This window comes from Geodermatophilus nigrescens (genome assembly GCF_900129495.1).
GTDB lineage: Bacteria > Actinomycetota > Actinomycetes > Mycobacteriales > Geodermatophilaceae > Geodermatophilus > Geodermatophilus nigrescens.
The window spans coordinates 662,544-689,541 of the sequence record NZ_FQVX01000001.1 but is presented as its reverse complement, the minus strand read 5'-3'; the positions used below and the strand labels follow the sequence as shown (position 1 = coordinate 689,541).

26 protein-coding genes and 1 tRNA gene are annotated in these 26,998 nt (G+C 75.1%); 9 read left to right on the top strand and 18 right to left on the bottom strand.

All coding sequences use genetic code 11. The features are described 5' to 3' along the window. Positions 1-57: 57 nt before the first annotated feature. Genes BUE37_RS03295 through BUE37_RS03285 form a run of 3 tightly spaced genes read right to left on the bottom strand, consistent with a single transcriptional unit; the run spans position 58 to position 2,626 of the window. On the bottom strand, positions 58-1,311 hold the full coding sequence (locus BUE37_RS03295; RefSeq protein WP_073418628.1) for a geranylgeranyl reductase family protein: 1,254 nt from the start codon (positions 1,309-1,311) through the stop codon (positions 58-60). A 30-nt stretch (positions 1,312-1,341) separates the two neighbouring features. Then, positions 1,342-1,998: a maleylpyruvate isomerase N-terminal domain-containing protein gene (locus BUE37_RS03290; protein ID WP_073418627.1), complete on the bottom strand. Its 657-nt coding sequence runs from the start codon at positions 1,996-1,998 to the stop codon at positions 1,342-1,344. Positions 1,999-2,017: 19 nt separating this feature from the next. Then, a complete protein-coding gene (locus BUE37_RS03285; RefSeq protein ID WP_139252806.1) occupies positions 2,018-2,626 on the bottom strand; it encodes a hypothetical protein in 609 nt (202 codons plus the stop codon). A gap of 307 nt (positions 2,627-2,933) precedes the next feature. Here BUE37_RS03285 and BUE37_RS03280 point away from each other — a divergent pair, with 307 nt between their 5' ends. After that, complete coding sequence (locus BUE37_RS03280; protein WP_073418626.1) at positions 2,934-3,488, top strand: AMIN-like domain-containing (lipo)protein; 555 nt, start codon at positions 2,934-2,936, stop codon at positions 3,486-3,488. Positions 3,489-3,550: 62 nt separating this feature from the next. On the opposite strand, the gene BUE37_RS03275 is transcribed toward BUE37_RS03280, so the two are convergent. After that, complete coding sequence (locus tag BUE37_RS03275; protein WP_073418625.1) at positions 3,551-3,868, bottom strand: hypothetical protein; 318 nt, start codon at positions 3,866-3,868, stop codon at positions 3,551-3,553. Next, entirely contained in the window at positions 3,865-4,752 is an 888-nt protein-coding gene (gene mca / locus BUE37_RS03270; protein WP_073418624.1) for a mycothiol conjugate amidase Mca, read from the bottom strand. Before mca ends, BUE37_RS03275 begins: the two co-directional genes overlap by 4 nt. Positions 4,753-4,969: 217 nt before the next feature. Here mca and greA point away from each other — a divergent pair, with 217 nt between their 5' ends. Both greA and BUE37_RS03260 read left to right on the top strand, forming a co-directional pair. Beyond that, positions 4,970-5,470, top strand: a complete 501-nt coding sequence (gene greA / locus BUE37_RS03265; RefSeq protein ID WP_073418623.1) for a transcription elongation factor GreA — start codon at positions 4,970-4,972, stop codon at positions 5,468-5,470. A 14-nt stretch (positions 5,471-5,484) separates the two neighbouring features. Beyond that, the gene (locus BUE37_RS03260; RefSeq protein ID WP_073418622.1) at positions 5,485-5,805 is read left to right on the top strand and encodes an RNHCP domain-containing protein; all 321 of its coding nucleotides are present in this window, start codon (positions 5,485-5,487) and stop codon (positions 5,803-5,805) included. Positions 5,806-5,886: 81 nt separating this feature from the next. Here the strand turns inward: BUE37_RS03260 and BUE37_RS03255 are convergent, their stop codons facing one another. From BUE37_RS03255 to ilvA, 5 genes are all read right to left on the bottom strand, one after another. After that, positions 5,887-6,771: a hypothetical protein gene (locus BUE37_RS03255; RefSeq protein WP_073418621.1), complete on the bottom strand. Its 885-nt coding sequence runs from the start codon at positions 6,769-6,771 to the stop codon at positions 5,887-5,889. After that, positions 6,768-8,831: a M3 family metallopeptidase gene (locus BUE37_RS03250; protein WP_073418620.1), complete on the bottom strand. Its 2,064-nt coding sequence runs from the start codon at positions 8,829-8,831 to the stop codon at positions 6,768-6,770. The genes BUE37_RS03255 and BUE37_RS03250 overlap by 4 nt, the downstream gene beginning before the upstream one ends. A 144-nt stretch (positions 8,832-8,975) precedes the next feature. Next, positions 8,976-9,779 (bottom strand): ABC transporter permease, encoded by an 804-nt coding sequence (locus BUE37_RS03245; protein WP_073418619.1) that lies wholly within the window; start codon positions 9,777-9,779, stop codon positions 8,976-8,978. Beyond that, entirely contained in the window at positions 9,776-10,777 is a 1,002-nt protein-coding gene (locus BUE37_RS03240) for an ATP-binding cassette domain-containing protein (protein ID WP_073418618.1), read from the bottom strand. Before BUE37_RS03240 ends, BUE37_RS03245 begins: the two co-directional genes overlap by 4 nt. 115 nt (positions 10,778-10,892) lie before the next feature. Further along, the gene (gene ilvA, locus BUE37_RS03235) at positions 10,893-12,113 is read right to left on the bottom strand and encodes a threonine ammonia-lyase (protein ID WP_139252805.1); all 1,221 of its coding nucleotides are present in this window, start codon (positions 12,111-12,113) and stop codon (positions 10,893-10,895) included. 67 nt (positions 12,114-12,180) lie between these two features. Between ilvA and BUE37_RS03230 the strand changes: the two genes are divergently transcribed. The 3 genes from BUE37_RS03230 to BUE37_RS23610 are packed head-to-tail and all read left to right on the top strand — an operon-like array spanning position 12,181 to position 16,152. Next, positions 12,181-13,644, top strand: coding sequence for a sigma 54-interacting transcriptional regulator (locus BUE37_RS03230; RefSeq protein WP_245794266.1), 1,464 nt, complete (start codon positions 12,181-12,183; stop codon positions 13,642-13,644). Between the two features lies 1 nt (position 13,645). Further along, on the top strand, positions 13,646-15,625 hold the full coding sequence (locus tag BUE37_RS03225) for a VWA domain-containing protein (RefSeq protein ID WP_073418616.1): 1,980 nt from the start codon (positions 13,646-13,648) through the stop codon (positions 15,623-15,625). Next, a complete protein-coding gene (locus BUE37_RS23610; RefSeq protein ID WP_175562780.1) occupies positions 15,622-16,152 on the top strand; it encodes a GNAT family N-acetyltransferase in 531 nt (176 codons plus the stop codon). Before BUE37_RS03225 ends, BUE37_RS23610 begins: the two co-directional genes overlap by 4 nt. Here BUE37_RS23610 and BUE37_RS03215 read toward each other — a convergent pair. Beyond that, positions 16,047-17,411, bottom strand: a complete 1,365-nt coding sequence (locus BUE37_RS03215; protein WP_217651105.1) for a DUF2252 domain-containing protein — start codon at positions 17,409-17,411, stop codon at positions 16,047-16,049. The genes BUE37_RS23610 and BUE37_RS03215 overlap by 106 nt on opposite strands. A gap of 98 nt (positions 17,412-17,509) precedes the next feature. Here BUE37_RS03215 and BUE37_RS03210 point away from each other — a divergent pair, with 98 nt between their 5' ends. Continuing rightward, positions 17,510-18,499, top strand: a complete 990-nt coding sequence (locus BUE37_RS03210; RefSeq protein WP_245794265.1) for an SGNH/GDSL hydrolase family protein — start codon at positions 17,510-17,512, stop codon at positions 18,497-18,499. Positions 18,500-18,636: 137 nt separating this feature from the next. Continuing rightward, positions 18,637-19,857 carry an acetyl-CoA C-acetyltransferase gene (locus tag BUE37_RS03205; protein ID WP_073418613.1) on the top strand — a complete coding sequence of 407 codons (1,221 nt, stop codon included), beginning with the start codon at positions 18,637-18,639 and terminating at the stop codon, positions 19,855-19,857. 117 nt (positions 19,858-19,974) lie between these two features. On the opposite strand, the gene BUE37_RS03200 is transcribed toward BUE37_RS03205, so the two are convergent. The 5 genes from BUE37_RS03200 to BUE37_RS03180 all read right to left on the bottom strand — a co-directional run bounded on the left by BUE37_RS03200 (position 19,975) and on the right by BUE37_RS03180 (position 25,117). Next, positions 19,975-20,877, bottom strand: coding sequence for a Bax inhibitor-1/YccA family protein (locus tag BUE37_RS03200; protein WP_073419524.1), 903 nt, complete (start codon positions 20,875-20,877; stop codon positions 19,975-19,977). Between the two features lie 186 nt (positions 20,878-21,063). Further along, complete coding sequence (locus BUE37_RS03195) at positions 21,064-22,701, bottom strand: M28 family metallopeptidase (protein ID WP_073418612.1); 1,638 nt, start codon at positions 22,699-22,701, stop codon at positions 21,064-21,066. Positions 22,702-22,836: 135 nt separating this feature from the next. Continuing rightward, positions 22,837-22,910 (bottom strand) — tRNA-Leu (locus tag BUE37_RS03190). Positions 22,911-22,939: 29 nt separating this feature from the next. Beyond that, positions 22,940-24,307, bottom strand: a complete 1,368-nt coding sequence (locus tag BUE37_RS03185; protein WP_073418611.1) for an NAD(P)/FAD-dependent oxidoreductase — start codon at positions 24,305-24,307, stop codon at positions 22,940-22,942. Positions 24,308-24,316: 9 nt separating this feature from the next. Continuing rightward, on the bottom strand, positions 24,317-25,117 hold the full coding sequence (locus BUE37_RS03180; protein ID WP_073418610.1) for a uracil-DNA glycosylase: 801 nt from the start codon (positions 25,115-25,117) through the stop codon (positions 24,317-24,319). 63 nt (positions 25,118-25,180) lie between these two features. Between BUE37_RS03180 and BUE37_RS03175 the strand changes: the two genes are divergently transcribed. Further along, positions 25,181-25,474: a DUF4235 domain-containing protein gene (locus tag BUE37_RS03175; protein WP_073418609.1), complete on the top strand. Its 294-nt coding sequence runs from the start codon at positions 25,181-25,183 to the stop codon at positions 25,472-25,474. A gap of 10 nt (positions 25,475-25,484) precedes the next feature. Here BUE37_RS03175 and BUE37_RS03170 read toward each other — a convergent pair whose 3' ends face one another. Beyond that, positions 25,485-26,435 carry a Ppx/GppA phosphatase family protein gene (locus BUE37_RS03170; RefSeq protein ID WP_175562778.1) on the bottom strand — a complete coding sequence of 317 codons (951 nt, stop codon included), beginning with the start codon at positions 26,433-26,435 and terminating at the stop codon, positions 25,485-25,487. After that, positions 26,432-26,935 (bottom strand): DUF501 domain-containing protein, encoded by a 504-nt coding sequence (locus tag BUE37_RS03165; RefSeq protein WP_217651104.1) that lies wholly within the window; start codon positions 26,933-26,935, stop codon positions 26,432-26,434. The genes BUE37_RS03170 and BUE37_RS03165 overlap by 4 nt, the downstream gene beginning before the upstream one ends. Between the last annotated feature and the right edge of the window lie 63 nt (positions 26,936-26,998).

The following is a 26,998-nucleotide window of genomic DNA, read 5'->3' as shown; positions in this document are numbered from 1 at the left end:
CGCGGTCTCCCCGGCACGTTCCGTCCCGTCCAGCTCCGGGGGTCCTCCGGACCCCGCTCAGCTGAACGGAGGGCGGTCGTCCCAGCGGGTCGAGGCGCGGCCGGCGGTGCGCCAGGCCCGGGCGACGACGTCGCGGTCGGACTCGCTCACCAGGTTGCCCATCACCCGCAGCGCCACCGTCATCAGGAACCGCGAGCGCATCCCGACCGGGCCCGCCGTGGGCAGGAAGCGGGGCACCGTCAGCAGACCGGCCAGCCGCCGCGCGATCGAGAACGCCTCCCCGTAGTGGCGGCGCAGCGTCGCCGGCCACGCGCGGGACCAGTCGTCCTCGCCGAACAGGTCGACGACGGCCCGCCCGGTCTCCAGCCCGTAGTCGATGCCCTCGCCGTTGAGCGGGTTGACGCACCCGGCGGCGTCGCCGACCAGCGCCCAGTTCCGCCCGGCGACCCCGGAGACGGCACCGCCCATCGGCAGCAGCGCCGACGCGACGTCGCGCACCGGCCCGTCGAGCTGCCACTCCTCGCGCCGCGACTCCGCGTAGAACTCCAGCAGCGCCTTGAGCTGCACACCGGCCGGGCGCCGCGCCGTCGCCAGGGTGCCGACGCCGAGGTTCACCTCGCCGGCCGCCGCCCCCAACGGGAAGACCCAGCCGTAACCGGACAGCAGCTCGCCCTCCTCGCCGCGCAGCTCGAGATGCGAGGAGATCCACTCGTCGTCGCTGCGGCCCGAGCGGACGTAGCTGCGCGCGGCGACGCCGTAGGCGGTGTCGCGGTGCCACTCGCGGCCCAGCACCCGGCCCAGCGGCGAGCGCACGCCGTCGGCGACGACGAGCCGGCGGCAGGCGACGCTCACCCGGCTGTCGTCGGCGAGCTCGAACACCACCGCGGCGACCCGGTCGCCGTCGCGCTCGACGTCGACCGCCCGCGCGCCGTCGAACGCCGTCGCACCCGAGCCGACCGCCACCTCCCGGATGCGCGCGTCGAGCTCGGTGCGCGGCACGGCGCTGCCGTGGTCGGGGAACTGCCCGCCGGGCCAGGGCAGCTCCCAGGTGCGGCCGAACCCGGCGGCGCGCAGGCCCCGGTTGCGGGCGTGCCCGCGCACCCAGTCGCCGAGGCCGAGGTGGTCCAGCTCGGCGACCGCGCGAGGGGTCAGCCCGTCGCCGCAGGTCTTGTCGCGCGGGAAGACGGCGGCGTCGGCCAGCACGACGTCGTGCCCGGCGCGGGCCGCCCAGGCCGCCGCGGCCGACCCCGCGGGGCCGGCGCCCACCACGAGGACGTCGGTCGCGGACGGGACGGCGGCAGCTGCTGGCACGCCCCCAGTGTCCCTGGTCGGCGCAGGCGCTCAGCCGAACAGAGGGAACCGGTCCGCCGCCGTCCCCAGCTCCGCCCGGTCGGCGTCGGTCAGCGGCTCGCGGCCGGTGCCGCGGCGGGCCGCCGTCGCGTCGTCCCAGCCGGCGGGCAGCGGGCCGCCGTGGAGCCCCTCGAGCACGCGGCGGACCTCGGCCAGGGCCGCGGGTCCCGGACCCGGGCGGTCCAGGTCCGCCACCAGGTCGAGGTGGTGGACGGCGGCCTCGACCGCGAGCGTCGAGCACAGGTCACCGGCGGTCAGCACCCAGCCCTGGGTGCCCACCCGTTCGCCGGCGTCGACCCGGCCTGCGGCCACGCCCACGGCAGCCGCCGTCCCGGCGTACAGCGGCGCCAGGTTCGCCAGGCCCCCGGTCGTGCTCGCCCGCACGCGGGTGCGCCAGGCGGTGCCGTCGTCCTCGTCCGGCGTCGGCTGCCAGGACCGCCAGTACGCGACGGCGTCGGACGTGACCGGGCCGCCCGCCGGGGTGGCCAGGGCGACCAGGCCCCGGCGGGCGTCGTCGAGCAGGTGCTGGGTGAGGTCGAGGACCGTCCACCCGGCGCAGCCGCTGGGCCGGTCCCCCTCCCCGGCCGTCAGGCCGGTGACCAGGCCGGAGAGGTCGGCGTAGGTGGTCCGCAGCAGGTCCGCGCTCACCCCGGCAGCCTGGCAGGGATCACGGCTGGGGGCCGCGCGCCCGCACCTCCTCGACCGAGGCCATGGCGTCCCGCAGCTCGGTGAGCCAGGCGTCGGCGTTGCGGCCGACCAGCCGCACCGCCCACACGAGCGCCTCGGAGCGGGACCGGGCGACGCCGGCGTCGACGAGCGTGTCGAGCACCAGGCGCTCGGGCTGGCGCAGCCGGGTCATCACCGGCACCGAGGCGTTGGTGAACACCTCGCGGACGTCGCCGCACGAGGCGCCCCAGGCCACCGAGCGGCCGTAGCGCTCCTGGGCGGCGTCGGCGACGGCCATGCGCTGCTCGCGGGTGTCCTCGCGGAAGCGGGCGATGCGCCCGGCGCGGGCGGCGGCCGGGTCGCCCTCGCCGGCGTCGGGCTCGGCCAGCGGGCCGACGACGGTGATCTCGTCCCGGTCGACGGCGATCTCGACCGGCCCGGTGAACCAGCCGTCGGGGAGCCGGCCGGCGAACCAGCCGGCCACCTCGGCGCGGTCGACCGGGGGTGCGGTGTCCGCTCCCCGCCCGCGGCCGCCGGGGCCGCGACCGCGGAACCCGGGGGCGCCCATGCGGGCGAAGGGAGAGTCGGCGAAGCGGTGGTGTCCGTACACGACGGCCTCCAGATGAGTCGTGATTACACGCTTACACAGTAGGCGCGACGCCGGGGCTGCACCACGGCCGGCGCTACGCCCGGAGCGGACGCCGTGCCGCCGCTCACCGACCGTCACCGGCCGGCGACGGACACGTCATGTGCTCATCCGTGTCGCCCGGAGAGGGCCGTTTCCTGTCAACAGTGCACATGCACGGGCCCTGCGGATCGACATCCGCGGGCAAGGCGAGCCATTCCACCGGCGGGCGTGTCTGCGGATCCTTCCCGTCGTCCGCACCACCCATCCCCCTGACCCCGGGAGACCCACCATGAGCACCACCCGTACCCGCGCCGCACTGGTCCTCGCCGCCGCCGCGGCGTTCACCGGCGTCGCCCTGCCGTCGGCGTCGGCGGCGGGCTGCAGCACCGCCTGGGGCTCGCTGCCCGAGTCCGCCGTCGAGGACGGCGGGGGCACGCTCGACGACGTCCGCGCCGGCCGGCACGCCTGCTACGACCGGCTGGTCCTCGACCTCGACGGCGTCGACGCGTCCGAGGTGTCCTACGACGTGCGCTACGTGCGGGAGGTGCGCAAGGACGGCTCCGGCGAGCTGGTGCCGCTGCGCGGCGGGGCCGACCTGCAGGTGCTCGTGCACACCCCGGCCTACACGGGCGGCGGCGCGGCCACCTACGACCCGGCGAACGACGCCGAGGCCGTGGGCGTGGGCGGGTACTCCACCTTCCGCCAGGTCGCGTGGGCGAACTCGTTCGAGGGCGAGAGCACCCTGGGCCTGGGCGTCCGCGCCCGGCTGCCGTTCCGGGTGATGGTCCTCGACGGCCCCGGCGACGGGTCCCGCCTCGTCGTCGACGTGGCGCACACCTGGTGAGACACGCGAAGGGCGGGCCGGCACCGCCGACCCGCCCCTCGCACTCCCCCGGCCCGCCGGCGTCAGCCCGCCGGCGGGTCCGTCCGTCCGTCGTCGCGCTTCGGGCCCTCGATCGCGCGCGGCGCGCGGCGCAGCGTGTCGAGCAGGTCCTGGCCCGGCTGCCGCGGCTCGACCAGGTCGGCCGGGGTGTCGGGGACGACGACCTGCGGCGCGTCCGGCTCGTCGAAGCTGGCCGGCAGCCGCTTGAGGTGCTTGCTCATCGACTTGACCAGCAGGAACGCCGCGAGCAGCAGGATCAGTGTGAGCAGGGCGCCCAGCGGGCCGGACTTGCCGACGTCCTCGGGCTGCTGGACGGCCAGCACCAGGTCGAGCGCGGTCACGGGACCGGCACCTCGCTGCGGATGCCGGCGAACAGGTCGTCCTCGGGCAGCGGGGAGTCGACCAGCGACCGGGCCAGCTCGTAGTCCTCGGTGGGCCAGATCCGCTGCTGCACGTCCATCGGGCAGGCGAACCAGCGGCCGTTGGGGTCGATCTGCGTCGCGTGCGCGATGAGGGCGGCGTCGCGGACCGGGAAGTACTCGGCGCAGGGCACCCGGGTGGTGACCCGGTGCGACATGTCGCGCTCGGGGTCCCAGGTGGCCAGCCACTCGGCGTAGGGCGAGTCGGCGCCGGCCTCGAGCATGGCCTCGTGCAGCGCCCGCACGCGGGTCAGCGTGAAGCCCATGTGGTAGTAGAGCTTGCTCGGCTGCCAGGGCTCGCCCAGGCCGGGGTAGCGGTCGGGGTCGCCGGCCGCCTCGAAGGCCACCACCGAGACGTCGTGCGTCTTGATGTGGTCGGGGTGCGGGTAGCCGCCGCGCTCGTCGTAGGTGATCACCACGTGCGGGCGGAACCGCCGGATCAGCTCGACCAGCGGGGCGGCGGCCTCGTCGGTCGGCACCAGCGCGAAGCACCCCTCGGGCAGCGGCGGCAGCGGGTCGCCCTCGGGCAGGCCCGAGTCGACGAAGCCCAGGAACTCCTGCTGGACGCCGAGGATCTCCCGGGCGCGCGCCATCTCCTCGACGCGCAGCTGCGGGAGGCGCTCCCAGATCTCCGGCCGGTCGAGCGCCGGGTTGAGCACGGATCCGCGCTCTCCGCCGGTCAGCGTCGCCACCATCACCTGGACGCCCTCGGCGACGTACTTGGCCATGGTCGCCGCGCCCTTGCTCGACTCGTCGTCGGGGTGGGCGTGCACGGCGAGCAGGCGCAACGGGTCCGCTTCGGTCACCCGGCCAGTGTCCCCCGAGGAGGGCGGCTGCCGCCGTGACGCCCCCCATCCGGACGGGTGGATGTGCTGCCCGTCACGCTCGATTCCGGTACGGTCCCGTCTCCCGGCGGGTCCGCGGGTCCGTGCAGGGGCCCTCCGGCCGGTGTTAGCTTGGCCGGATCGACGTCGACCGCCCCCGTCCGGGAGGCGGCCCCCGAGAGCTGCAGGAGTACCCCGCGTGACCACCCCCACTGAGAACGAGCAGGGCATCTGGCTGACCCAGGAGGCCCACGACCGGCTGAAGGCCGAGCTCGACCAGTTGGTGGCCGGTCGGCCGGCCATGGCCGCCGAGATCAACGCCCGCCGCGAGGAGGGCGACCTCAAGGAGAACGGCGGCTACCACGCCGCCAAGGAGGAGCAGGGCAAGCAGGAGGGCCGGATCCGCCAGCTCACGGACCTGCTCCGCAAGGCCCGCGTCGGCGAGCCCCCGACGACGGCGACCACGGCCGAGCTCGGCACCGTCATCACCATCCGGTTCCAGGGCGACGACGACACCGAGAAGTTCCTGCTCGGCTCGCGCGAGATCGCCGGCACCACCGACCTCGCCGTCTACTCCCCGGAGTCGGCGATGGGCTCGGCGATCCTCGGCTCGAAGCCGGGCACCACGGTCACCTACCAGGCGCCCAACGGCCGCGACATCACCGTCGAGGTCGTCGCCGTCGAGCCGTTCGTCCCCTGACCGGGGTCCGCGCTGTGGCCCGCTCCCGGCGGGCGGAGAACACCGGCTTCGTCTGCGTGCACTGCGCCGCCGACGTCCCCGCCAACACCGACGGGCACTACCGCAACCACTGCCCGTCGTGCCTGTGGTCGCTGCACGTCGACGACCTCCCCGGCGACCGGGCCAGCGAGTGCCGGCAGCCGATGGAGCCGATCGGGCTGGTCGAGAAGTCGGGCAAGGGCTGGCAGGTGGTGCACCGCTGCACGGCGTGCGGCCACCGCCAGCCCAACCGGCTCGTCCGCGACGGCGACGCCCCCGACGACCTCGACCTGGTGCTCTCCCTCCCCTGGCTCTGACCCGTCATTGACGGCGTTCCTCGCGCGTTGCCGGTCCTGCAGGACCCGCGGTGCGCGAGGAACGCCGTCACTCCGCTCCGCTCAATCCGAGGCGAGGGTCCGCAGGCCCAGGTCGGCGAGGTCGAGGACGTGCACCCCGTCGTCGTCCGCCTGGACGAGTGCGCGCCCGTCCCGGACCAGGGCCGTCCCGGAGACCGGCCGCCAGGGGCGCCGGTCCACCACCGCACCGTCGTCCGTGACCCGCACGAGGACCGAGCGGTGGCTGTCGAGGTCCGAGCGCACGACCACCCACGTCCCCGACGCGGCGTCGCGGCCGACCCCACGGATCCCCTCCCCCGGCCACGTCACGGACGCGCGCGGCACGCCGTCCCGGTCGAGGACGCGCAGCACGGACCCTCCCTCCTCGGCCTCGACGACGGCGACCGTCTCCGGGGCCACCGCGGCGGTGAGCACCGCGAACCCCGCCAGCGGCACTCGCCGCCACACCGGCGTCAGGTCGGCATCCGCCATCTGCAGCCACCCGGTCCCCGCCAGTAGCGTCGACCGCCTGTCCAGCGCGACGACCGTGGTGACGCCGCGCAGCGACGCCAGCTCCTGGCCCGTCCCCGCGTCGAGGACCAGCGTCGGCTGGCTCGCGTACCCGACGGCGACCCGGCCGCCGCTCAGCGCGGTCAGTTGCTGCACGTTGCGGCGGGTGCGGTTCTGCCAGATCCGGAAGCCGTCCAGGGCGTAACCGCAGACGCCGTGCCGCGTCCACGCGCCCGCCACGACGACCGGCTCCGGCTCTGAGACGAGGGCCAGCCGGGTGCCGCCCGCGTCCAGGACGGTGTCGAGGCCGGTGACGTGCCCGCCCCGGGACAGTGACCAGACGTCGACCGTCCGCTCCCACGACCCCGTCGCCACGAGGTCGTCGTCCCAGGGCGCCGCGGCGACGCGCCAGACCCGGCGGTGCGCCGGCCGGGTCACGCCGGGGCGAGGCCGCGGCGGCGCAGGAGCGGGCCCGGGTCGGCGTCGCGGCCGCGGACCGCGCGGAAGGCCTCCAGCGGGTCCACCGACCCGCCCACCGCCAGCAGCCGCTCGCGGAAGACGTCGCCGTTCTCCCGCCGCAGCCCGCCGTGCTCGCGGAACCACTCCACCGTGTCGGCGTCGAGGACCTCCGACCAGATGTAGGAGTAGTAGCCCGCCGCGTAGCCGCCGGCGAAGACGTGCTGGAAGTACGTCGTCCGGTAGCGCGGCGGCACGAGGTCGGAGGCGACGCCGGCCTCCTCGAGCGCGCGCCGCTCGAACTCGGCCGGGTCGCCGACCTCGGTCTCCGGGGTGATCCGGTGCCAGGCCTGGTCGAGCAGCGTGGCCGCCAGGTACTCCAGCGTCGCGAAGCCCTCGCCCCACAGCCGGGCGGCCTCGATCGCCTCGACGACGTCGCCCGGCAGCGGCTCGCCCGTCTCGACGTGCCGGGCGTAGTGCCCGAGCACCTCCGGCCAGGTCGCCCACATCTCGTTGACCTGGCTCGGGAACTCCACGAAGTCGCGCGGCACCGCGGTGCCGGCGAAGCGCGGGTAGGTGACCGCGGAGCTCAGCCCGTGCAGCGCGTGGCCGAACTCATGGAAGAGCGTGTCGACCTCGTCGAGGGTGAGCAGCGTGGGCCGGCCCTCCGGCGCGGGCGCCACGTTGAGGTTGTTCACTACCACCGGCCGCGTGCCGAGCAGCCGCGACTGGGTGACGAACGAGCTCATCCACGCCCCGCCGCGCTTGCCCTCGCGGGCCAGGAAGTCGCCGAGGTAGAGCCCGACCTCCGCGCCGTCGGGGCCGGTGACCTCCCAGACCCGGACGTCGGGGTGGTAGCCGGCGAGGTCGGGGCGCGCGGTGAACCGGAAGCCGTACAGCAGCTCGGCGGCGCGGAAGACGCCGTCGACGAGCACCCGGTCGAGCTCGAACCACGGCCGCAGGGCCGCCCGGTCGACCGAGTAGCGCTCGGCCCGGACCCGCTCGCTGTAGAACGCCCAGTCCCACGCGGCGAGGTCGGTCACGCCGTCGCGGGCGGCCACCTCCGCGAGCACCTCGGCCTCGGCGCGGGCGTTGGCCGTCGACGGGCCGACCATCGACGAGAGCATCGCGTCGACGGCGGCGGTGCTGCCCGCGGTCTGGTCGGCGAGGACCAGATCGGCGTGGGTGGCGAAGCCGAGCAGGCGCGCCCGCTCGGCCCGGACCCGGGCGATGCGCGCGGCCACCGGCCCGTTGTCGTGCTCCCCCGCCGACGCGCGGCCCGCCGACGCCTCGAACACCCGCCGACGCAGCTCCCGGTCGCGCAGCTTCGCGAGCACCGGCTGGCCGGTGGGCAGCAGCAGCGGCAGCAGGTACCCCTCGAGGCCGCGGTCGGCGGCGGCGCGGGCGGCCGAGGCGACCTCCTCGTCGGACAGGCCGTCGAGCTCGGCGGCCTCGGCGACGCGGACCGCGGCGGCCTCGGTGGCCAGCTGCAGGTTCTGCCCGAACTGCGTGGACAGCTCCGACAGCTCGCGGTTGAGCTCCGACAGCCGGGCGCGGCCGGCGTCGTCGAGGCGGGCGCCGGCCAGCACGCGGTCGAGGTGGTGCCGCTCGACCAGCCGGACCGCCTCGGCGTCGAGGCCGGCGGCGTGCCGTGCCTCGTGGACCGCGTCGATGCGGGCGAACAGCGCCGGGTCCAGCCGCAGCGCGTCGGCGTGCGCGGCCTCCAGCGGTGCGAGCTCGCGCTCGATCTCCCGCAGCCGCGGGGTCGACAGCGACGAGGCGAGGTTGCCGAACACCGCCTCCGCCCGGCGCAGCAGCGCACCCGAGCGTTCCAGGGCGACGACCGTGTTCTCGAAGGTGGGCGGCTCCGCCGAGCCGGTGATCGCCGCCAGCTCGGCGCGCTGCCCGGCCATCCCGGCGAGGATCGCCTCGCGGCAGTGCTCGAGCGTGACGTCCGCGAACGGCGGCAGCCGGTACGGCAGCGGCGACTCGGCGGACAGCGGGTTGTCGGCGGACAGGGCGGCGGCAGGCTCGGCGCTCATCGGCGTCCATCCTGCGCCGACCCGGACCGTCGGACACCAGTGGCCCGGAACCGGTCCGGTTCCGGGCCACCCGGGTACGACGTCCGCCGGCACGGTCCGGCCCCCCACTCGTCCCGGCGACACTCCGCCGCCGGGACGAGCGGGTCAGCGGCTGGCGGTCCGCTGGTAGATGCGCACCGACAGCGGCACGAAGACCGCCAGCAGCAGCGCGGACCAGATCAGCGTGTAGAGCACCGGGTGCTGCAGGGACCAGGTGTCGGAGGCACCCAGCCCCGGGGCGGTGTTGCCGAACAGCTCCCGCGCCGCCTGCACGACCGCCGACACCGGGTTCCAGTCGGCGATCCACTTGAGCACCGTCGGGAAGTTGTTCGTCGGCACGAAGGTGTTGGCGATGAAGGTCAGCGGGAAGATCACGATGAAGCTGGCCTGCTGGACGACCTCCGGCGCGCGCACGAGCAGGCCCACCGTGGCCATCAGCCAGCTCATCGCGTAGGCGAAGAGCAGCAGCAGGGCGAATCCGGCCAGCGCCTCCCCCAGTGAAGAACGGATCCGCCACCCGACGATCAGGCCGGTGACGCCCATGACGACGATGGACAGGGCGTTGAGCGCGAGGTCGGCGACCGTGCGGCCGACCAGCACCGCCGACGGCGCCATCGGCAGTGAGCGGAACCGGTCGATGAGGCCCTTCTGCAGGTCCTCCGCCAGGCTCGCGCCCGTGATCGTGCTCCCGAAGACGATCGTCTGGGCGAAGATCCCGGGCAGGAGGAACTCCGCGTAGCTGATGCCCTGGATCGGGATCGCGCTGCCGAACACGTAGCGGAACAGCAGCACGAACATGATCGGCGACAGCGTCGCGAAGACGATCAGCTCGGGCACCCGCTTGACCTTGACCAGGTTGCGGCGGGTGATGGTCAGGCCGTCCTCGACGGCGACGGACAGCGAGCTCATCGGGCACTCCCCGCGGTCTGGACGGGCGCCTGCGTGGCGCCCTCCCCGTCGGAGCCGTCCTCGGCCGCGTGGCCGGTGAGGCTGAGGAACACGTCGTCGAGGTCGGGCCGGCGCAGCCCCACGTCGAGCACCTGCACGTCGGTACCGCCGAGCAGCCGCAGCGCCTCCGCCAGCGAGTCGGTGCCCTCGCGCACCGGGACGCTCAGCCGCCGGGTCTGCTCGTCGACGCGGGTCTCCCCCGCGGCCAGCGGGGCGAGCAGCCGCGCGGCGTCGGCCAACTCGGCGGCCGAGCCCAGCGTCAGCTCCAGCCGCTGACCACCCACCTGTGCCTTGAGCTCGTCGGCGGTGCCACGGGCGATGACGCGGCCGCGGTCGATGACCATCATCCGGTCAGCGAGCCGGTCGGCCTCCTCCAGGTACTGGGTGGTCAGCAGGATCGTCGTCCCGCCGCCGGCGAGGTCGGCGATGAACTCCCACATGCCCTGCCGGCTGCGTGGGTCCAGGCCGGTGGTCGGCTCGTCGAGGAAGAGCACCCGGGGCCGCGCGATGAGCGAGGCGGCGATGTCGAGCCGCCGGCGCATGCCGCCGGAGTAGGTCTTGGCCGGCCGGGACGCGGCGTCGGTGAGGTCGAAGCGCTCGAGCAGCTCCTGCGCCCGGGCGCGCGACTCCCGTTTCCCGAGCCGGTACAGCCGCCCCACCATCTCCAGGTTCTCGAACCCGGTGAGGTACTCGTCGACCGCGGCGTACTGCCCGGTCAGGCCGATCACCGCGCGGACCCTGTCCGGCTCCCGGACGACGTCGACCCCAGCCACCTCCGCGCGCCCGCCGTCGGGCTGCAGCAGCGTGGTGAGGATGCGGACGACCGTGGTCTTGCCCGCACCGTTGGGCCCCAGGAGGCCGAGGACGCTGCCCTCCGGGACGGTCAGGTCCACCCCCGCCAGGGCGGTGTTGGACCCGAAGCGTTTCTGCAGTCCCTCGACGAGGATCGCGTCGCTCATGCAGGCCACGCTAGGTGTGAGGACCGACACTTCCGGAGCCCTGTTCGCAGGCGGCGTAGCTGAGGCACGTCCTGTCGACCGCGGGCGCACCGCGAACTCATCGCGACGCCGGGGATCAGTCCTCCGTGGGGGCGAACCCGGCCTGCTCCAGGGCCGTGACGACGGCGCCCGCGTGGTCGGGGCCGCGGGTCTCGAGCACCACGAACACCTCCACCTGGCCGAGGTCGAGCCGGGTCGCCGTCCGCTCGTGCTCGACCTCCAGCACGTTGGCGCCCACGCCGGCGAGCACCGACAGCACCGCCGCGAGCGAGCCGGGCCGGTCGGGCACGCGCAGCGTCAGCCGCAGGTAGCGCCCGGCGGCGGCCATGCCGTGCTGCACCACCTTGAGCAGCAGCACCGGGTCGATGTTGCCGCCGGAGACCACCGCGACCACCGGCGGCGGGAACGCCGCCGGGTCGGCCAGCACCGCGGCCACCGCCGCCACCCCGGCCGGCTCGACGACCAGCTTGGCCCGCTCCAGGCAGAACAGCAGGGCGCGGGAGAGGTCCTCCTCGCTGACCGTGCGCACCTCGTCGACGAGGTCCCGCACGTGCGCGAACGTCGTCTCGCCCGGCGACCCGACCGCGATCCCGTCGGCCATCGTGGCCATCCCCGACAGCGCGACCGGCCGCCCCGCGGCCAGCGACCCGGGGAACGCGGCGGCCGCGGCCGCCTGCACCGCCACCACCCGCACGCCCGGCTTCCGCTCCTTCACCGCCGCGGCGACCCCGGACACCAGCCCGCCGCCACCGGTGCACACGACGACGGTGGCGACGTCGGGGCACTGGTCGAGCACCTCGAGGCCCACGGTGCCCTGCCCGGCGATGACGTCGGGGTGCTCGAAGGGGTGGATGAACACCGCCCCGGTCTCCTCGGCGTGGGCGACGGCGGCCTCCAGCGCGGCGGTGAGGTCGGCGCCGTGCAGCCGCGCGTCGGCCCCGTAGGACCGGGTGGCGGCCACCTTGGGCAACGGCGCGGTCTCCGGCATGAACACGGTGGCGCGCACGCCGAGCATCCGCGCCGCCAGCGCCACCCCCTGCGCGTGGTTGCCCGCGCTCGCCGCGACGACGCCCCGCGCCCGCTCCTCCGCCGTCAGCCGGGACAGCCGCACGTAGGCGCCGCGGAACTTGAACGAGCCGGTGTGCTGCAGGTTCTCGCACTTGAGGTGCACCGGGCCGCCGACCTGCTCGGCCAGCGCCCGCGAGTGCTCGAGCGGCGTCCGGCGCGCCACCCCCTCGAGGAGGGCGGCCGCGGCCGCGACGTCGTCGCCACTGGTCAGCCGCACCACGGCAGGCATCCTCCCAGGCCGGATGCCGGCATCCGGGCATCCCCGCATCGCCGCAGGTCGTCGTACCGTGGCTGAGGTGACGGACGTCGCGACAGCGCACACCCCACCCGCACCCACGACACTCGGCGCGCTCCGCGACAGCGGGGCCGCCTTCCGGCCGGTCAAGGCCGAGATCCGCGCCAACCTGCTCGCCCGCCTCGGCGCAGGCGAGCCCACCCTCCCCGGCATCGTCGGCTTCGAGGACACCGTCGTCCCCGAGGTCGAGCGGGCCCTCATCGCCGGTCACGACCTCGTCCTGCTCGGCGAGCGCGGTCAGGGCAAGACCCGCCTCATCCGCACGCTCGTCGGCCTGCTCGACGAGTGGACGCCCGTGCTGGCCGGCAGCGAGCTCAACGAGCACCCGCTGGCCCCGATCAGCGTGTGGGCGCACCGCCAGATCGCCGAGCACGGCGACGACACCCCGGTCACCTGGCTGCACCGCAGCGAGCGGTTCGGCGAGAAGCTGGCCACGCCCGACACCAGCGTCGGCGACCTGATCGGCGACGTCGACCCGATCAAGGTGGCCGAGGGCCGCACCCTGGGCGACCCGGAGACGGTGCACTACGGCCTGGTGCCGCGCACCAACCGCGGCATCTTCAGCGTCAACGAGCTGCCCGACCTCGCCGAGCGCATCCAGGTCGCGCTGCTCAACGTGCTCGAGGAGCGCGACATCCAGATCCGCGGCTACCGCGTGCGGCTGCCGCTGGACCTGCTGCTCGTGGCCAGCGCCAACCCCGAGGACTACACCAACCGCGGGCGGATCATCACCCCGCTCAAGGACCGCTTCGGCGCCGAGGTGCGCACCCACTACCCGATCGAGCTCGCCGACGAGATCCGCCTGCTGCACCAGGAGGCGCAGACCAGCGGGCTGGGCGCGCCGACCGGCCACGACGGCTTCGACGCCCCCGTCGTCCCGCAGCACCTCGTGGAGATCGTCGCCCGCTTCACCCGGCTGGTGCGCGAGTCCAGCCACGTCGACCAGCGCTCCGGAGTCAGCGCCCGGTTCGCCATCGCGGGCCTGGAGACCGTCGCCGCCTCCGCCGTCCGGCGGGCCGCGATCGCCGGGGAGACCCGGCCGGTGGCGCGGGTGGTCGACCTGCCGGGGATCGTCCCGGCCAGCCGCGGCAAGGTCGAGTTCGCCGACGCGGGCTCCGACCCCGACGACGACCGCGAGCTCGAGGTGCTCGAGCACCTGCTCCGGCAGGCCACCGCGCAGACGTTCCGCGCCCGCTGCGGCGGGCTGGACCTGACCGGCCTGCAGGAGCACTTCACCGGCGGGGAGACCGTCGAGTCCGGCGAGCTCGTGCCCGGCGCGGCGCTGCTCGGCCAGCTCGGCACCGTCCCGCGCCTGGCCGAGCTGCTCGGGCGCCTGGGCGTGCCGGAGGGCGAGGAGTCGGCCGAGCAGGCCGCGGCCGCCGTCGAGTTCGCGCTCGAGGGCCTCTACCTCACCCGCCGGCTGGCCAAGGACACCGACGGCACCCGCACGGTCTACGGGGCCTGACGTGCCACGCCGGCCCGGCAGGGGCCACCGGTACGGACGCTGGCGGGGCGGGCCCGACCCGCTGGCCCCGCCCTACGACCTGGGCAGCGCCGTCGACGAGATCGGCGACTCCGTCCTCGGCGGCAGCGGCGTGCGCGAGGCGCTGCGCGAGCTGCTGCGCCGAGGGATGGACGGCCGACGCGGGCTCGACGAGCTGCGCCGCTCGGTGCGCGACCGGCTGCGGCAGGCCCGCAGCGCCGGGCGCATGGACGGCACGCTGCAGGAGGTCCGCGAGCTGCTCGACCGCGCGCTGGACGCCGAGCGGCGCGAGCTGTTCCCCGACCCCGACGACGGCGCGCGGCTGGCCGAGGCCGAGCTCGACGCGCTGCCGGAGGACACCGCGGGCGCCGTGCGGGCGCTCAAGGACTACCCGTTCCGCTCGGGCGAGGCCCGGCAGGCCTACGAGCAGATCCAGGACCTGCTGCGGCGCGAGGTGCTCGACAGCTCCTTCGCCAACATGAAACAGGCGCTGGAGAACGCGACCGAGCAGGACGTGCAGGCGGTGCGCGACATGGTCGCCGACCTGTCGCGGCTGGTCGACGCGCACAACCGCGGCGAGGACACCGACGAGCAGTTCCGCGAGTTCATGGAGCAGCACGGGCAGTTCTTCCCCGACGACCCGCAGTCGGTGGACGAGCTGATCGACTCCCTCGCCCGCCGGGCTGCCGCGCAGGAGCGGATGATGGCCGGCCTCTCCCCCGAGCAGCGGGCCGAGCTGGCCGACCTCATGGCCCAGACCATGTCCGACATGGGCCTGGCCAGCGAGATGGCCCACCTGCAGGACGCGCTGCGCCAGGCGCGGCCCGACCTGCCGTGGGGCCAGCGCGGCCAGGTGCCCGACGGCGAGCAGGCCCTCGGCCTCGGCGACGCCACCAGCGCCGTCGCCGAGCTCGCCGACCTGGAGGCGCTGTCCAACCAGCTCTCCCAGGGCTACGCCGGCGCCTCGCTGGCCGACGTCGACGAGGAGCTGCTGGAGCAGGCGCTGGGCCGGGAGGCCGTCGACGACCTCGCGGCGCTGCGGCAGATGGAGCGCGAGCTCGAGCGGCAGGGCCACCTCGTCCGGCGGGACGGCAAGCTGGAGCTCTCCCCCAAGGCGGTCCGCCGGCTGGGCGCCACCGCCCTGCGGCGGGTGTTCGCGAAGCTCGACGCCACCGGGCGGGGCGAGCACGACATCGCCGACGCCGGGGCCGCGGGCGAGCTCACCGGCGGCTCGCGGGAGTGGCGGTTCGGCGACGAGCAGCCGCTCGACGTCGTCCGCACCGTCCGCAACGCCGTCCTGCGCACCGCCGGGGAGCCGCGCGGCGAGCGGCGGGTGCGCATCGCCGTCGAGGACTTCGAGGTGGTGGAGACCGAGCGGCGCACCGGGGCCGCGGTCGCCCTGCTGGTCGACCTCTCCTACTCGATGGCGCTGCGCGGCACGTGGGGCGCGGCCAAGTCGACGGCGATGGCCCTGCACTCGCTGGTGACCACCCGGTTCCCGCAGGACGCCATCCAGATCATCGGCTTCTCCTCCACCGCGCAGGTGCTGCGGCCGGAGACGCTCGCGGAGCTCAGCGTGGACACGCTGCAGGGCACCAACCTGCAGCACGGGCTGATGCTGGCCCGCCGGTTCCTGGCGCAGCACCGCGACGCCGAGCCGGTGGTCCTGGTGGTCACCGACGGCGAGCCGACGGCGCACCTGGAGGAGGACGGGACGCCGTACTTCTGCTGGCCGCCGATGCCCGAGACGATCGCCAAGACCGTCGCCGAGGTGGAGCGGGTGGCCCGCTCCGGCGCGACGCTCAACGTGTTCGCGCTCGACCCGGAGCCCGGGCTGGTGCACTTCGTCCACGACATCACCGCGCGCGCGGGCGGCCGCGTGTTCACCCCGGACAGCGACCGGCTCGGCGAGTACGTCGTCGCCGACTACCTGCGCACGCGGAGGGGACGCCGGGCGCGGTGACCGTGACCGTCGGGCAGGTCGGCCCCGACGTCGTCCTCCCGCTGCGCAGCGTCGTGCTGCGCGACGGCGGGCCGGCCGGCCTGCCCGGCGACGACGACCCGGCCACCGTGCACCTCGCCGCCCGCACCGCCGACGGGCGGGTGGCCGGCGTGGTGCGCCTGTCCCCCGCCCCGTGCCCGTGGCGGCCCGACGCCCGCGCGCCGTGGCAGCTGCGGGCCATGGCCACCGACCCGGCCGTCCGCGGCACCGGCGCCGGGCGGGCGCTGGTCGCGGCCGGGCTGGCGCTGGTGGGCGACCGCGGCGGGGACCTGGTGTGGTGCAACGCCCGGGACCGGCGCGGCCGGCTTCTACGAGCGGCTGGGGTTCACCGTGGTCACCGGGGAGTTCGACGTGCCGCCGATCGGGCCGCACGTCGGCATGCTCACCGCGGTACCGGGTGCGACCCGCTCGAGCTGATGCCCGGGATCCGCCCGGCCCGGAACGCGTCGACGAACAGCCGGTGGTCGTCCTGCGTCTGCCGGGCGTAGGAGTGCGCGAAGGCCACCATGTCGTCGAGGAACTCCTCGCGCCGCCCGCCGACGAGCGCGACGACGGCGTCCTCGGTCTGGAAGTCGACCAGCGTGTGGTCGCTGTCGGCGTCGCCGACGCAGTGCATCTTCGCCGTCGCCCGGCCGAGCTGGACCAGCACCGGCGCGATCTCCTCGGGCTCGGTGAGGTCGTCCCAGTCGAGGTCGTTCTCGTACGGCGAGAGCTCCTGCACGACGAACCCGACGCCGCCGATCTCGGTGTGCCCGAGGAACTGCGAGGCGTTGGACTGCAGCGCCCGCTGGCTGACCGCCGTCCGGTGCCCGTGGTGCTCGAAGTGGGCGGCGACGGCCGGGTCGCGCACGATGCGGCTCGGCGCGGCCACGTTGCCCTGTTTGATCGACAGGACGACGTCGTTCTCCAGCGCCTGGTCATAGCCCTCGAGCAGCACGTTGTAGGCGGGCAGGCCGGCGCTGCCGATGCCGAACCCGCCGGTGCCGATGACGTCCTTCACGTCGTAGGCGACGTCGCGGCGGCGCGCCGGCGGGTGCACGGTCCCCCGCCAGCGCTCCAGTGCCGCGAGCACCCGGTCGCGCTCGGCGTCGTCGAGCCGGCGGGCCCGGCCGCCGTCGGCGAACCGGCGCTGGTAGTCCTCGACGACGGTCATCCGGTCCAGCAGCGAGGCGCGGGTGCGCGTCGTCGTCTCGAGGATCGCCTGGCGCACCGCGCCCTCGGTGTCGGCGGCGGTGAGGGCGAAGGAGCGGTCGTTGTCGGAGCGGGTGAACGCCTCGACCTGGTCGAGGTAGGCGGTCAGGTAGGTGCGCAGCAGGTCGGTGATGACGTCGTCGCCGAGCGCTTTGCGCCAGGCCAGCAGCGCGAAGCTCGCGACGAACCGCCGCAGGTCCCAGCTGACGTGCCCGACGTAGGCCTCGTCGAAGTCGTTGACGTCGAAGACGATGCGGCCCGCACCGTCCATGTAGGTGCCGAAGTTCTCCGCGTGCAGGTCGCCCTGGATCCACACCCGGCTGGTGTGCTCGTCGGCCCACCGGTCGTCGAGGACGTCCATGTCGGCGTAGAACAGACAGGCACTCCCCCGGTAGAACGCGAACGGGTCGGCCGCCATCTTGCGGAACTTCGTGCGGAACGCGTCGGCGTCGGCGGCCATCAGCTCGGAGAAGGCGTCGACCAGCACGTCGACGATGAGCTGCGACCGGTCACCGGGGGTTCCGCCGGCGGACACCCGTCGGGGGGATTCGGACACGGGGGGCACCGTAGAGGCTGGATAGCCTGCAGGACAGGTGGTTGCGGGGCGCGACGATCGGGGTGGCGGTGACGCGAGCGGGAACGGCACGACGGCTGGTGGCCGGTGCCGCGTACGGCGGCGGGGGCCTCGGCCTCGCCGGCGCCGGCCTGCTCGCCGTGCTGCGCCTGGAGGCCCGTGCCGCGCGGCGGCGCGTGGAGTCCCGCACCTCCAAGCAGGAGCCCCCGACCGGCGACGGCGTCTACGGCCGCGGGCGCGGGCGGGTCAAGCCGCTCGTGTTCGTCGTGCTGGGCGACTCCAGCGCCGTCGGCCTCGGTGTCGAGCGGGCCGGGGAGACGCCCGGCGTCCTGCTCGCCGCGGCGCTGGCCGAGCTGGCCGAGCGCCCGGTGCGGCTGGTGCGGGTCGCGGTCTCCGGCTCGGAGTCCTACGAGCTCGACCCGCAGGTCGAGCGGGCGCTGGCGGTACGGCCCGACCTCGCGCTGATCATGATCGGCGCCAACGACGTCACCTCCCGCACCCGGCCGTCGGTGTCGGTGCGCCACCTCGCCGACGCGGTGCGGCGGCTGCGGGAGGCCGGCGCGCAGGTCGTCGTCGGCACCTGCCCCGACCTCGGCACCATCCGGCCGATCGGCCAGCCGCTGCGGCTGCTCGCGCGGCGCTGGAGCCGGCAGCTGGCCGCCGCGCAGACCATCGCCGTCGTGGAGGCCGGCGGCCGGACCGTGTCCCTCGGGTCCGTGCTCGGCCCCTCCTTCGCCCAGGACCGGTCGCTGTTCAGCGTCGACGAGTTCCACCCCAGCGCCGCCGGCTACGCCTCGGCCGCCGCCGTGCTGCTGCCGGCGCTGGCCGACGCGGTCGGCGTCTGGCCGGAGCGGGCCGACCGGCGGCGGCTGCGCCGGGGCACCGTCCGCCCGGTGGCACGCGCCGCGGCGCGCGCGGCCGGGCGGACCGGCACCGAGGTCCGCGCCACCGAGGTGCGCGGCTCCGGCACCGGCCCGCTGGGCACCTGGGCGCGGCTGCTGCGCCGCCGGCCCTCCGACCTGCCGGTACCCGCGGAGGTCGGCGAGGCGGACGGGCTGCCCGTCGGCTGACCGCCGCGTGACACGGAACACAGCGGCGATCTGTTCCGGCCGCACCCGCGACCGGCGGCCTACCCGGGGGTAGTTTCCGGGGTGACCCGACACCCGGCACGCACCGGCCGGGAGCCCGCCTCACCGTGGAGGACCCCATGCCCGAAGCCGTCATCGTCGCGACCGCCCGCTCGCCCATCGGCCGCGCGTTCAAGGGGTCGCTCAAGGACTTCCGGCCCGACGACCTCACCGCCACCATCGTCCGGGCGGCGCTGGACAAGGTGCCGGCGCTCGACCCCACCGACATCGACGACCTGATCCTGGGCTGCGGCCTCCCCGGCGGGGAGCAGGGCCACAACATGGGCCGCGTCGTCAGCGTCCTCCTCGGCATGGACCACCTGCCGGGCACGACGATCACCCGCTACTGCTCGTCGTCGCTGCAGACCACCCGCATGGCGATGCACGCCATCAAGGCCGGCGAGGGTGACGTGTTCATCTCCGCCGGCGTGGAGATGGTGTCGCGCTTCGTGAAGGGCAACAGCGACTCGCTGCCCGACACCCACAACCCGGTCTTCGCCGACGCGCAGGCCCGGGTGGCCAAGACCGCCGAGAGCGGCGCCGACTCCTGGACCGACCCGCGCGAGAACGGCGAGGTCCCCGACATCTACGTCGCGATGGGGCAGACCGCCGAGAACCTGGCGCTGCTCAAGGACGTCTCTCGCCAGGAGATGGACGAGTTCGCCGTCCGCAGCCAGAACCTGGCCGAGAAGGCCATCGCCGAGGGCTTCTGGGAGCGGGAGATCACCCCGGTCACGACGCCCGACGGCACCGTCGTCAGCAAGGACGACGGCCCGCGCGCCGGCACCACCCTCGAGGGCATCTCCGGCCTCAAGCCGGTCTTCCGCCCCGACGGCCGGGTGACCGCCGGCAACGCCTGCCCGCTCAACGACGGCGCCGCCGCCGTGGTGGTCATGAGCGACACCAAGGCCCGCGACCTCGGCCTGACCCCGCTGGCCCGTGTCGTCTCCACCGCCGTCACCGGCCTGTCGCCGGAGATCATGGGCTACGGCCCGGTCGACGCCTCGAAGCTCGCGCTGCAGCGGGCCGGCATGACCATCGACGACATCGACCTGGTCGAGATCAACGAGGCCTTCGCCGCGCAGGTCATCCCCAGCTACCGCGACCTGGGCATCGACATCGACAAGCTCAACGTGCACGGCGGCGCCATCGCCGTGGGCCACCCCTTCGGCATGACCGGCGCCCGCATCACCGGCACGCTCCTCAACGGTCTGCAGACGAAGGACGGGACCTTCGGCCTGGAGACCATGTGCGTCGGCGGCGGCATGGGCATGGCCATGGTGCTCGAGCGCCTCTCCTGACGTGGGCCGGGGCCGGTCCGCCGACCGGCCCCGGACACGACAGTGGCCCGGTCCCCTCGCGGGGACCGGGCCACTGTCGTGTGGGGCGCCCCGCCGCCGGGGCGGCGGGGCCGGTGCTCAGTTGTCCTGGAAGTAGGACAGCAGGCGCAGGATCTCCAGGTACAGCCAGACGACCGTGACGAGCAGGCCGAAGGCGACGTACCAGGCGAACTTGGCCGGGGCACCGCGGCGGATGGCCTGGTCGGCCATGTCGAAGTCGAGCAGCAGCGTGAAGGCCGCCACACCGATCACGACGAGGCTGAACACGATGGCCAGCGGGCCACCGTCACGCAGGCCCAGGCCGCCGGGGACGAAGAACGACACCAGCAGGTTGACCAGCACGAGGGCGAGGACACCGAACAGCGCGCCCACGACCCAGCGGGTCAGCTTGGGGGTGACCCGGATGGCGCCGGTCTTGTAGACCACCAGCATGCCGGCGAAGACGCCGAAGGTGCCGATGACCGCCTGGACGACGATGCCCGGGTAGATGGTGTTGAAGGCCTCGCTGATCGCGCCGAGCGCGACACCGTAGAGCGCGCCGTAGGCCAGCGTGGCCGCCGGGTTGGCGATCTGCTTGAAGCTGATCACCAGGCCCAGGACGAAGGCCACGAGGACCGCGGGCAGCGCCAGGCCCCAGGCCGCCTGACCGGGCAGCGCCCAGACGACGGCGGCGGCCAGGACGGTGACCAGGAAGGACAGGCCCGTCTTCTGGACGACGTCGTCCATCGTCATGTAGCGGGTGGCCGGGCCGGCGGGGGCCGGGGCACCGTACTGCTGGCCGTACTGCTGGTCGTAGCCCTGCGGGGCGCCGTACGGCTGGCCGTAGGGCTGGGGCTGACCGTAGCCGGGAGCGGCGTAGCCCTGCTGGCCGTACGGCTGCCCGTACTGCTGGCCGTAGCCGGGAGCGCCGTACCCCTGCTGTCCGCTGCCGTTGGCGGCGTTGGCGAAGCCCCGGCCGAAGACCGGGTTGGAGCTGGGCATCGTCATCTCCTCGAGGTGACTGGTCGGTCGGTGGGCTGCACCCTCGCATCCCACTCGGTTCCTACAACGTCGCACGTGGCCTGGACGTTCCGCGCGCGACACGGTCACCCGTGCGGTGGAGACGGCCCCGGGACGGCCGTGGCGCCGCCCCCCGGAAGGGACGGCGCCACGGGTCGTGGAGCTGGGTCAGACGGCGTCGCCGTGGCTGTGCTCGTGGTCGTGCGCGAGCCCGCCGCCGCCGGTCTCCAGGCCGGCCGGCTGGCGGAAGTCGCGGTCGGCCGGGTCACCCTGGAAGGTGCCGCCCGGGACCGGCTGCCCCGTCACACCGTTCACCCGCGAGGTGTCGTAGGCCAGGGTCAGCACCGCGTAGGCGATGGCGTCGGAGTTGGTGTCCAGCGCCACGCGGTTGACGTTCGCCAGCGTGTCCCCGACCTGGTGGTAGTTCGGGTCGTAGGCCACGCCCGCCTGGCCGCCGTAGTCGGCGGCCTGCTCCGGCGTCTTGACGCCCTCGGCGCCGGTGAACAGGCCACCGGAGGGGATGCCGGCGAGGATGAACGCCTGGTAGTCGCTGCGGCCGCTGAACTCGGTGGCCTCGTAGGGCAGCTGCCGCCGCTCGAAGTAGTCCTCGAGGACGTACTCGATCTGGTCCGAGCCCTCAGGCACCGTCACGGGCGCGGTGAACGCCGACTGGTCGCCGTCGTAGATGAACCGGGCGAAGTTCGGCGAGCCGACCATGTCGAAGTTGAGGTACAGGCCGATGTCGGCGACCTGCTGCTCCGACAGCTGCGAGACGTAGTAGTTGGAGCCGAGCAGGCCGTACTCCTCGGCGCCCCACCAGGCGAAGCGCACGGTGTTCTGCGGCTTGGTCTTGGCGATGTTCTGCGCGACCTCGAGGATCGCCGCGCTGCCGGAGCCGTTGTCGTTGATGCCCGGGCCCGCCGCGACGGAGTCCAGGTGCGCACCGGCCATGACGACGTTGTCGCCGGTGCGGCCGCGCAGTTCGGCGATGACGTTCTCGGTCTCGCGGACCTCGCTGATCGTCTGGATGTCGAACGCGACGACGGTCGGCGCCGAGGCGAACTCGACGCCCGTGGCGTAGCTGACGCCCACGACGGGGACGGCGTCCTCGATGGGTGCGCCGAGCGTCGGCTGCAGCAGGATGTCGCGGCCGGGCTGGCCCTCGTTGAAGATCACGACGCCGGCGGCCCCGGCGGCGACGGCATTCTGCACCTTGATGCCGAAGGCGCAGGTGCCGCGCTGGACCAGCGCGATGTTGCCCGGGGTGAAGCCCGCGAAGTCGGCGGACTCGCAGCCGCTGGTGTTGCCGTTGGACGCACCGACCGGCGGGATGGTGACGTCGACGGCTTGGATCGTCCCGGAGAGCTCACCGCTGCCGGAGTAGGTGGCCACCGCGTAGTCGGTGCCCTCGACATACGTCGTCGCGGTGGGCGAGACCCGGCTGAAGGAACTCGGCGCGGTCTGCTCGAAGAACGGGAACTCGAACTGCTGACGGGTGACCGTGTACCCCGAGGCCTCGAGCTGGCCGGTCACGTAGTCGGCGGAGGCCGTGTAGCCGGGGCTGCCCGAGACGCGAGTGCCGCCGTTGGCGGTGGCGATGTCCTGCAGGGCCTGCAGGTGCTGGGTGACGCCGTCGACCGTGACGCACTCGGTCAGCTTGGCGACGGTGTTGTTGTTGCGGTTCTCGCAGGCGTTGCCGCCGGCCGCGGCGGGCAGGGCGGCGACGACGCTGCCGGCGAGAGCGAGCACACCGGCGCTGCCGATCACGGCGGCGCGTGACCGGCGGGACGGGTGGGACTGGGTCATGGACGTCTGGTTCCCCTCGAGACGGCGGAGTGAGCTCCGTTGCTCACGGGGAGTCACCCTGCCAAATCGGTCACGGGGGACGTCAAGCCCTGTATTTCCTGCGGCTCATGGTGTATTGGCCCGCAGATCCTGCGGTGCCCCCGGTGGGACTCGAACCCACACTGCGACCCTTTTAAGGGGCCTGCCTCTGCCGATTGGGCCACGGGGGCGTGCGGGCGACCGGCGCCCGCGGGCGGCGTCAGCCGGCCTGCATCCGCTCGGCTCCCGGCCGGCCGGGGACCAGCCCGGCGGCGGTGACGAACTCGCGGCGCGGGTCCTGCAGTTGCCCCAGGGCGATGACCTCGCGGCGGAACACCGAGGCCAGCGCCCAGTCGGCGACCACCCGGGCCTTGCGGTTGAACGTCGGCACCCGGCTCACGTGGTAGGCGCGGTGCATGAACCACGCGGGCCATCCCTTGAGCTTGACCCCGTAGACCTGCGCCACGCCCTCGTGCAGCCCGAGGCTGGCCACCGACCCGGCGTAGGCGTGCCGGTAGGGCCGTGGCTCCTCGCCGCGCAGCACGGCGACGACGTTGTCGGCCAGCCGCTTGGCCTGGCGGACCGCGTGCTGCGCGTTGGGCGCGGTGGTGGCGCCGGGCGTGTCCTTCGTCAGGTCCGGGACGGCGGCGAGGTCGCCGGCGGCCCAGGCGTCCTCCAGGCCGCTGACCTGCAGCGTGGGCGCGCAGCGCACCCTGCCCCGCTCGTCGAGGGGCAGGTCGGTCTCGGCGAGCAGCGGGTTGGGCCTGGTGCCCGCCGTCCAGACCAGGGTGTCGCTGGCGAAGGAGTCGCCGTCGCTGAGCCGGACGACGCCGTCGGCGACCTCCTCGAGGCGGGTGTTGAGCCGCACGTCCATGCCGCGGGCGGTGAGCTGCCGGACCGTCCAGGCGGCCATGTCGAGGTCGACCTCGGGCAGGATCCGGCCGGTCGCCTCGACCAGCACCCACCGCATGTCGCTCGGCGACAGTCGTGGGTAGTGGTGCTCGACGGCGTAGCGGGCCATGTCCTCGAGCTCGGCGAACGCCTCGATGCCGGCGTAGCCGCCGCCGACGAAGGTGAACGTCAGCGCCCGGGTGCGGACGGCGGGGTCGTCGGTGGAGGCGGCGGCGTCGAGCCGGGCCAGCACGTGGTTGCGCAGGTAGATGGCCTCGCCGACGGACTTGAAGCCGATGCCGTGCTCGGCCAGGCCCGGGATGGGCAGCGTGCGCGCCACCGAGCCCGCGGCCATGACGAGCACGTCGTAGGACAGCTCGTACGGCGCCCCCTCCACCGGCGCGATCCGGGCCCGCCGGTCGGCGTGCGACAGCGACAGCACCGCCCCGGTCACCACCCGGCAGCGGGGCAGCGTGCGCCGCAGCGGCACGACGACGTGCCGGGGCTCCACCGAGCCGGCGGCGGCCTCGGGCAGGAACGGCTGGTAGGTCATGTGCGGCTGCGGGTCGACGACGACGACCTCGGCGCCGCCCCGGGAGAGCCGCTTCTGCAGCCGCAGGGCGGTGTAGAGGCCGACGTAGCCGCCGCCGACCACCAGCACCACCGGACGGGACCCAGCACCCGGACGAGTCGCCATGGGGCCAGCCTAGGGGCGCGGGGGCCCGCTCTCGCCCTGGTGCGCGCCCCCGGTCCCGGCCAGCTCGGTGGCCCGGGCGAGGACGGCGTCGAGCATCGGCTCGGTGAGCCGGCCGGTGAAGGTGTTCTGCTGGCTGACGTGGTAGCTGCCCAGCAGGGTCAGCTCGCCGCGCGGCCCGGAGACGGTGACCTCGACGCCGTGCCCGAACGCCGGCCGCGGGCGCGGCAGGGCGTAGCCGGCGCCGGCCAGGACCGGCCACAGCGCCGTCCAGCCGAACCCGCCCAGGACGACGGCGACCCGCAGGTCCGGCAGCAGCGCCAGCTCGCGGGCCAGCCACGGCGAGCAGGTGTCGCGCTCGGCCGGCGTCGGGGCGTTGTCCGGCGGCGCGCAGCGGACGGCGGCGGCCACCCGCACGCCGGTGAGCTCCAGGCCGTCCCCCACGTGGGTCGACGTCGGCTGGCTGGCCAGGCCGGCCCGCCACAGCGCGGCGAAGATCCAGTCGCCGCTGCGGTCGCCGGTGAACACCCGGCCGGTGCGGTTGCCGCCGTGCGCGGCGGGTGCCAGCCCGACGACGGCGATGCGGGCGTCGGCGGGGCCCAGGCCCGGCACCGGGCGGCCCCAGTAGTCCTCGTCGCGGAAGGACGCCCGCTTGACCCGGGCCACCTCCTCGCGCCAGGCGACCAGCCGCGGGCAGGCCCGGCAGCCGGAGACGCGGGCGTCGAGGACGGCGAGGTCGCGCGCCGCGCGGGCGGAGCGGGCGACGCCGGCGGGGCTGCGGGTGACCGGGAACCCCTGGGCGTCGGCTGCCACGGCCCCAGTGGACCACCCGGGCGGGGACGGGCGGCCGCCGGGGAGGCAGGGCATGATCACCGCATGGCCCGCAAGGAGAAGGCGCCGCTGACCTGGAAGCTGCTCGGCTCGGGACTCGCCGTCCCGGCCGGCATCGCCGCCCGCAAGCTCACCGACGCCGCCTGGTACGCCGCCCGCGGCACCAACCCGCCGAAGAACCCGGCGGCGCCCGGGGTGAGCTGGCCCGACGCGCTGGCCTGGGCGGCGTTCTCCGGGGTCGTCGTGGCCGCCGGCCGGCTGGTCGCCGCGCGCGGCGCCGCGGCCGCCTACCAGTCGCTGACCGGCAAACTGCCCCCCGGCCTCAACGAGGGGCCCTGACCCGGCGCCCTCAACCCCGGGCGAGCCGGAGGGCGATGCCGTCGAGGATGTCGTGCTCGCTGACGACGACCTCGTCGAGCGCGAACGCGTCCATGACCACCCGCAGCACCAGCGCGCCGGCGCCGATGACGTCGACCCGGCCCGGGTGCATGACCGGCTCGGCGGCCCGCCGCTCGCGGCTGGCGGTGAGCAGCCCGGCGGTGACCGACCGGACGGCGGCCACCGGGATGCGCGAGCCGTGGATGGCCGCGGCGTCGTAGGCCGGCAGCCGCAGCGCGAGCGCCGCGACCGTGGTCACCGAGCCGGCCAGGCCGACCAGGGTGGCCGCCTCGCCCACCGGCACCGCGGCGGCCACCTCGGCCAGCGCGGCGCGGATGTCGGCCTCGGAGCGGCCGATCTCGTCGGCGCTGGGCGGGTCGCCGTGCAGGTGCCGCTCGGTGAGCCGCACGCAGCCGATGTCCACCGACCGCGCGGCGCGCACCCCGCCGGCGTCGCCGAGGACGAACTCGGTGGAGCCGCCGCCGATGTCGACGACGAGGTACGGCGGGCGGGGCGGCGGGCCGCCGTGCGCGGCGGCCGCGGCGTCGAGCGAGGCGGTGGCGCCCAGGAAGGACAGCCGGGCCTCCTCGTCGCCGGGGACGACGTCGGGCGGCAGGCCGAGGGTGTCGCGGACCATCGCCTCGAAGTCGGCGCGGTTGGCCGCGTCGCGGGTGGCGCTGGTGGCCACCATGCGCACCGCCGTCGCGCCGAGGTCGCGGGACTGGGCGGCGTACTCGGCGAGCACGACGCGGGTGCGCTCGATCGCCTCGGGAGCCAGCCGCCCGGTGGCGTCGACGCCCTGGCCGAGCCGGACGACCTCCATCCGGCGCAGCAGGTCGGTGTGCGCGCCCTCGGGGGGCACGTCGGCCACCAGCAGCCGGATGGAGTTGGTCCCGCAGTCGACGGCGGCCACGCGGGTCACGGGCGGTCCTCCTCGGGGAGCGCGCAGGGCCCCTGGGCCCACCACTCCCCCATCCCGGCGACGGCGCGGTCGCCGATCGGGTTGACGCCCGGCCCGGCCGCGAGGGCGTGGCCGGCCAGGGCGTGCAGGCACTTGACCCGGTCGGGCATGCCGCCGGCGGTGGCGCGGGTGGGCAGCTCGCCGAGGGCGTCGCGCTCGGCGAGGTAGGCCTCGTGCGCGGCGCGGTAGGCCGCCGCGAGGTCCTGGTCGGTGCCGAGCTCCTCCTGCCACTCGCGCATCCGGCCCGCCGACTCCAGCCGGCTCGCCGCCGCCGACGCACGCGGGCAGGTCAGGTAGTACAGCGTCGGGAACGGGGTGCCGTCGTCCAGCCGCGGGGAGGTCTGCACGACGTCGGGCTGCCCGCAGGGGCACCGGTGCGCCACGGCGCGGACGGCGCGCGGCGGGCGCCCGAGCTGCCGGCCGACGGTCTCGTGCTCCTCCGGCGTCATCGGCTCGCGCACGGGGCGTCCCGGGAAGGGACTGGAACGGCCCTGCGGCAGGGGCCCGGGCCGAGCCTGCGAGGG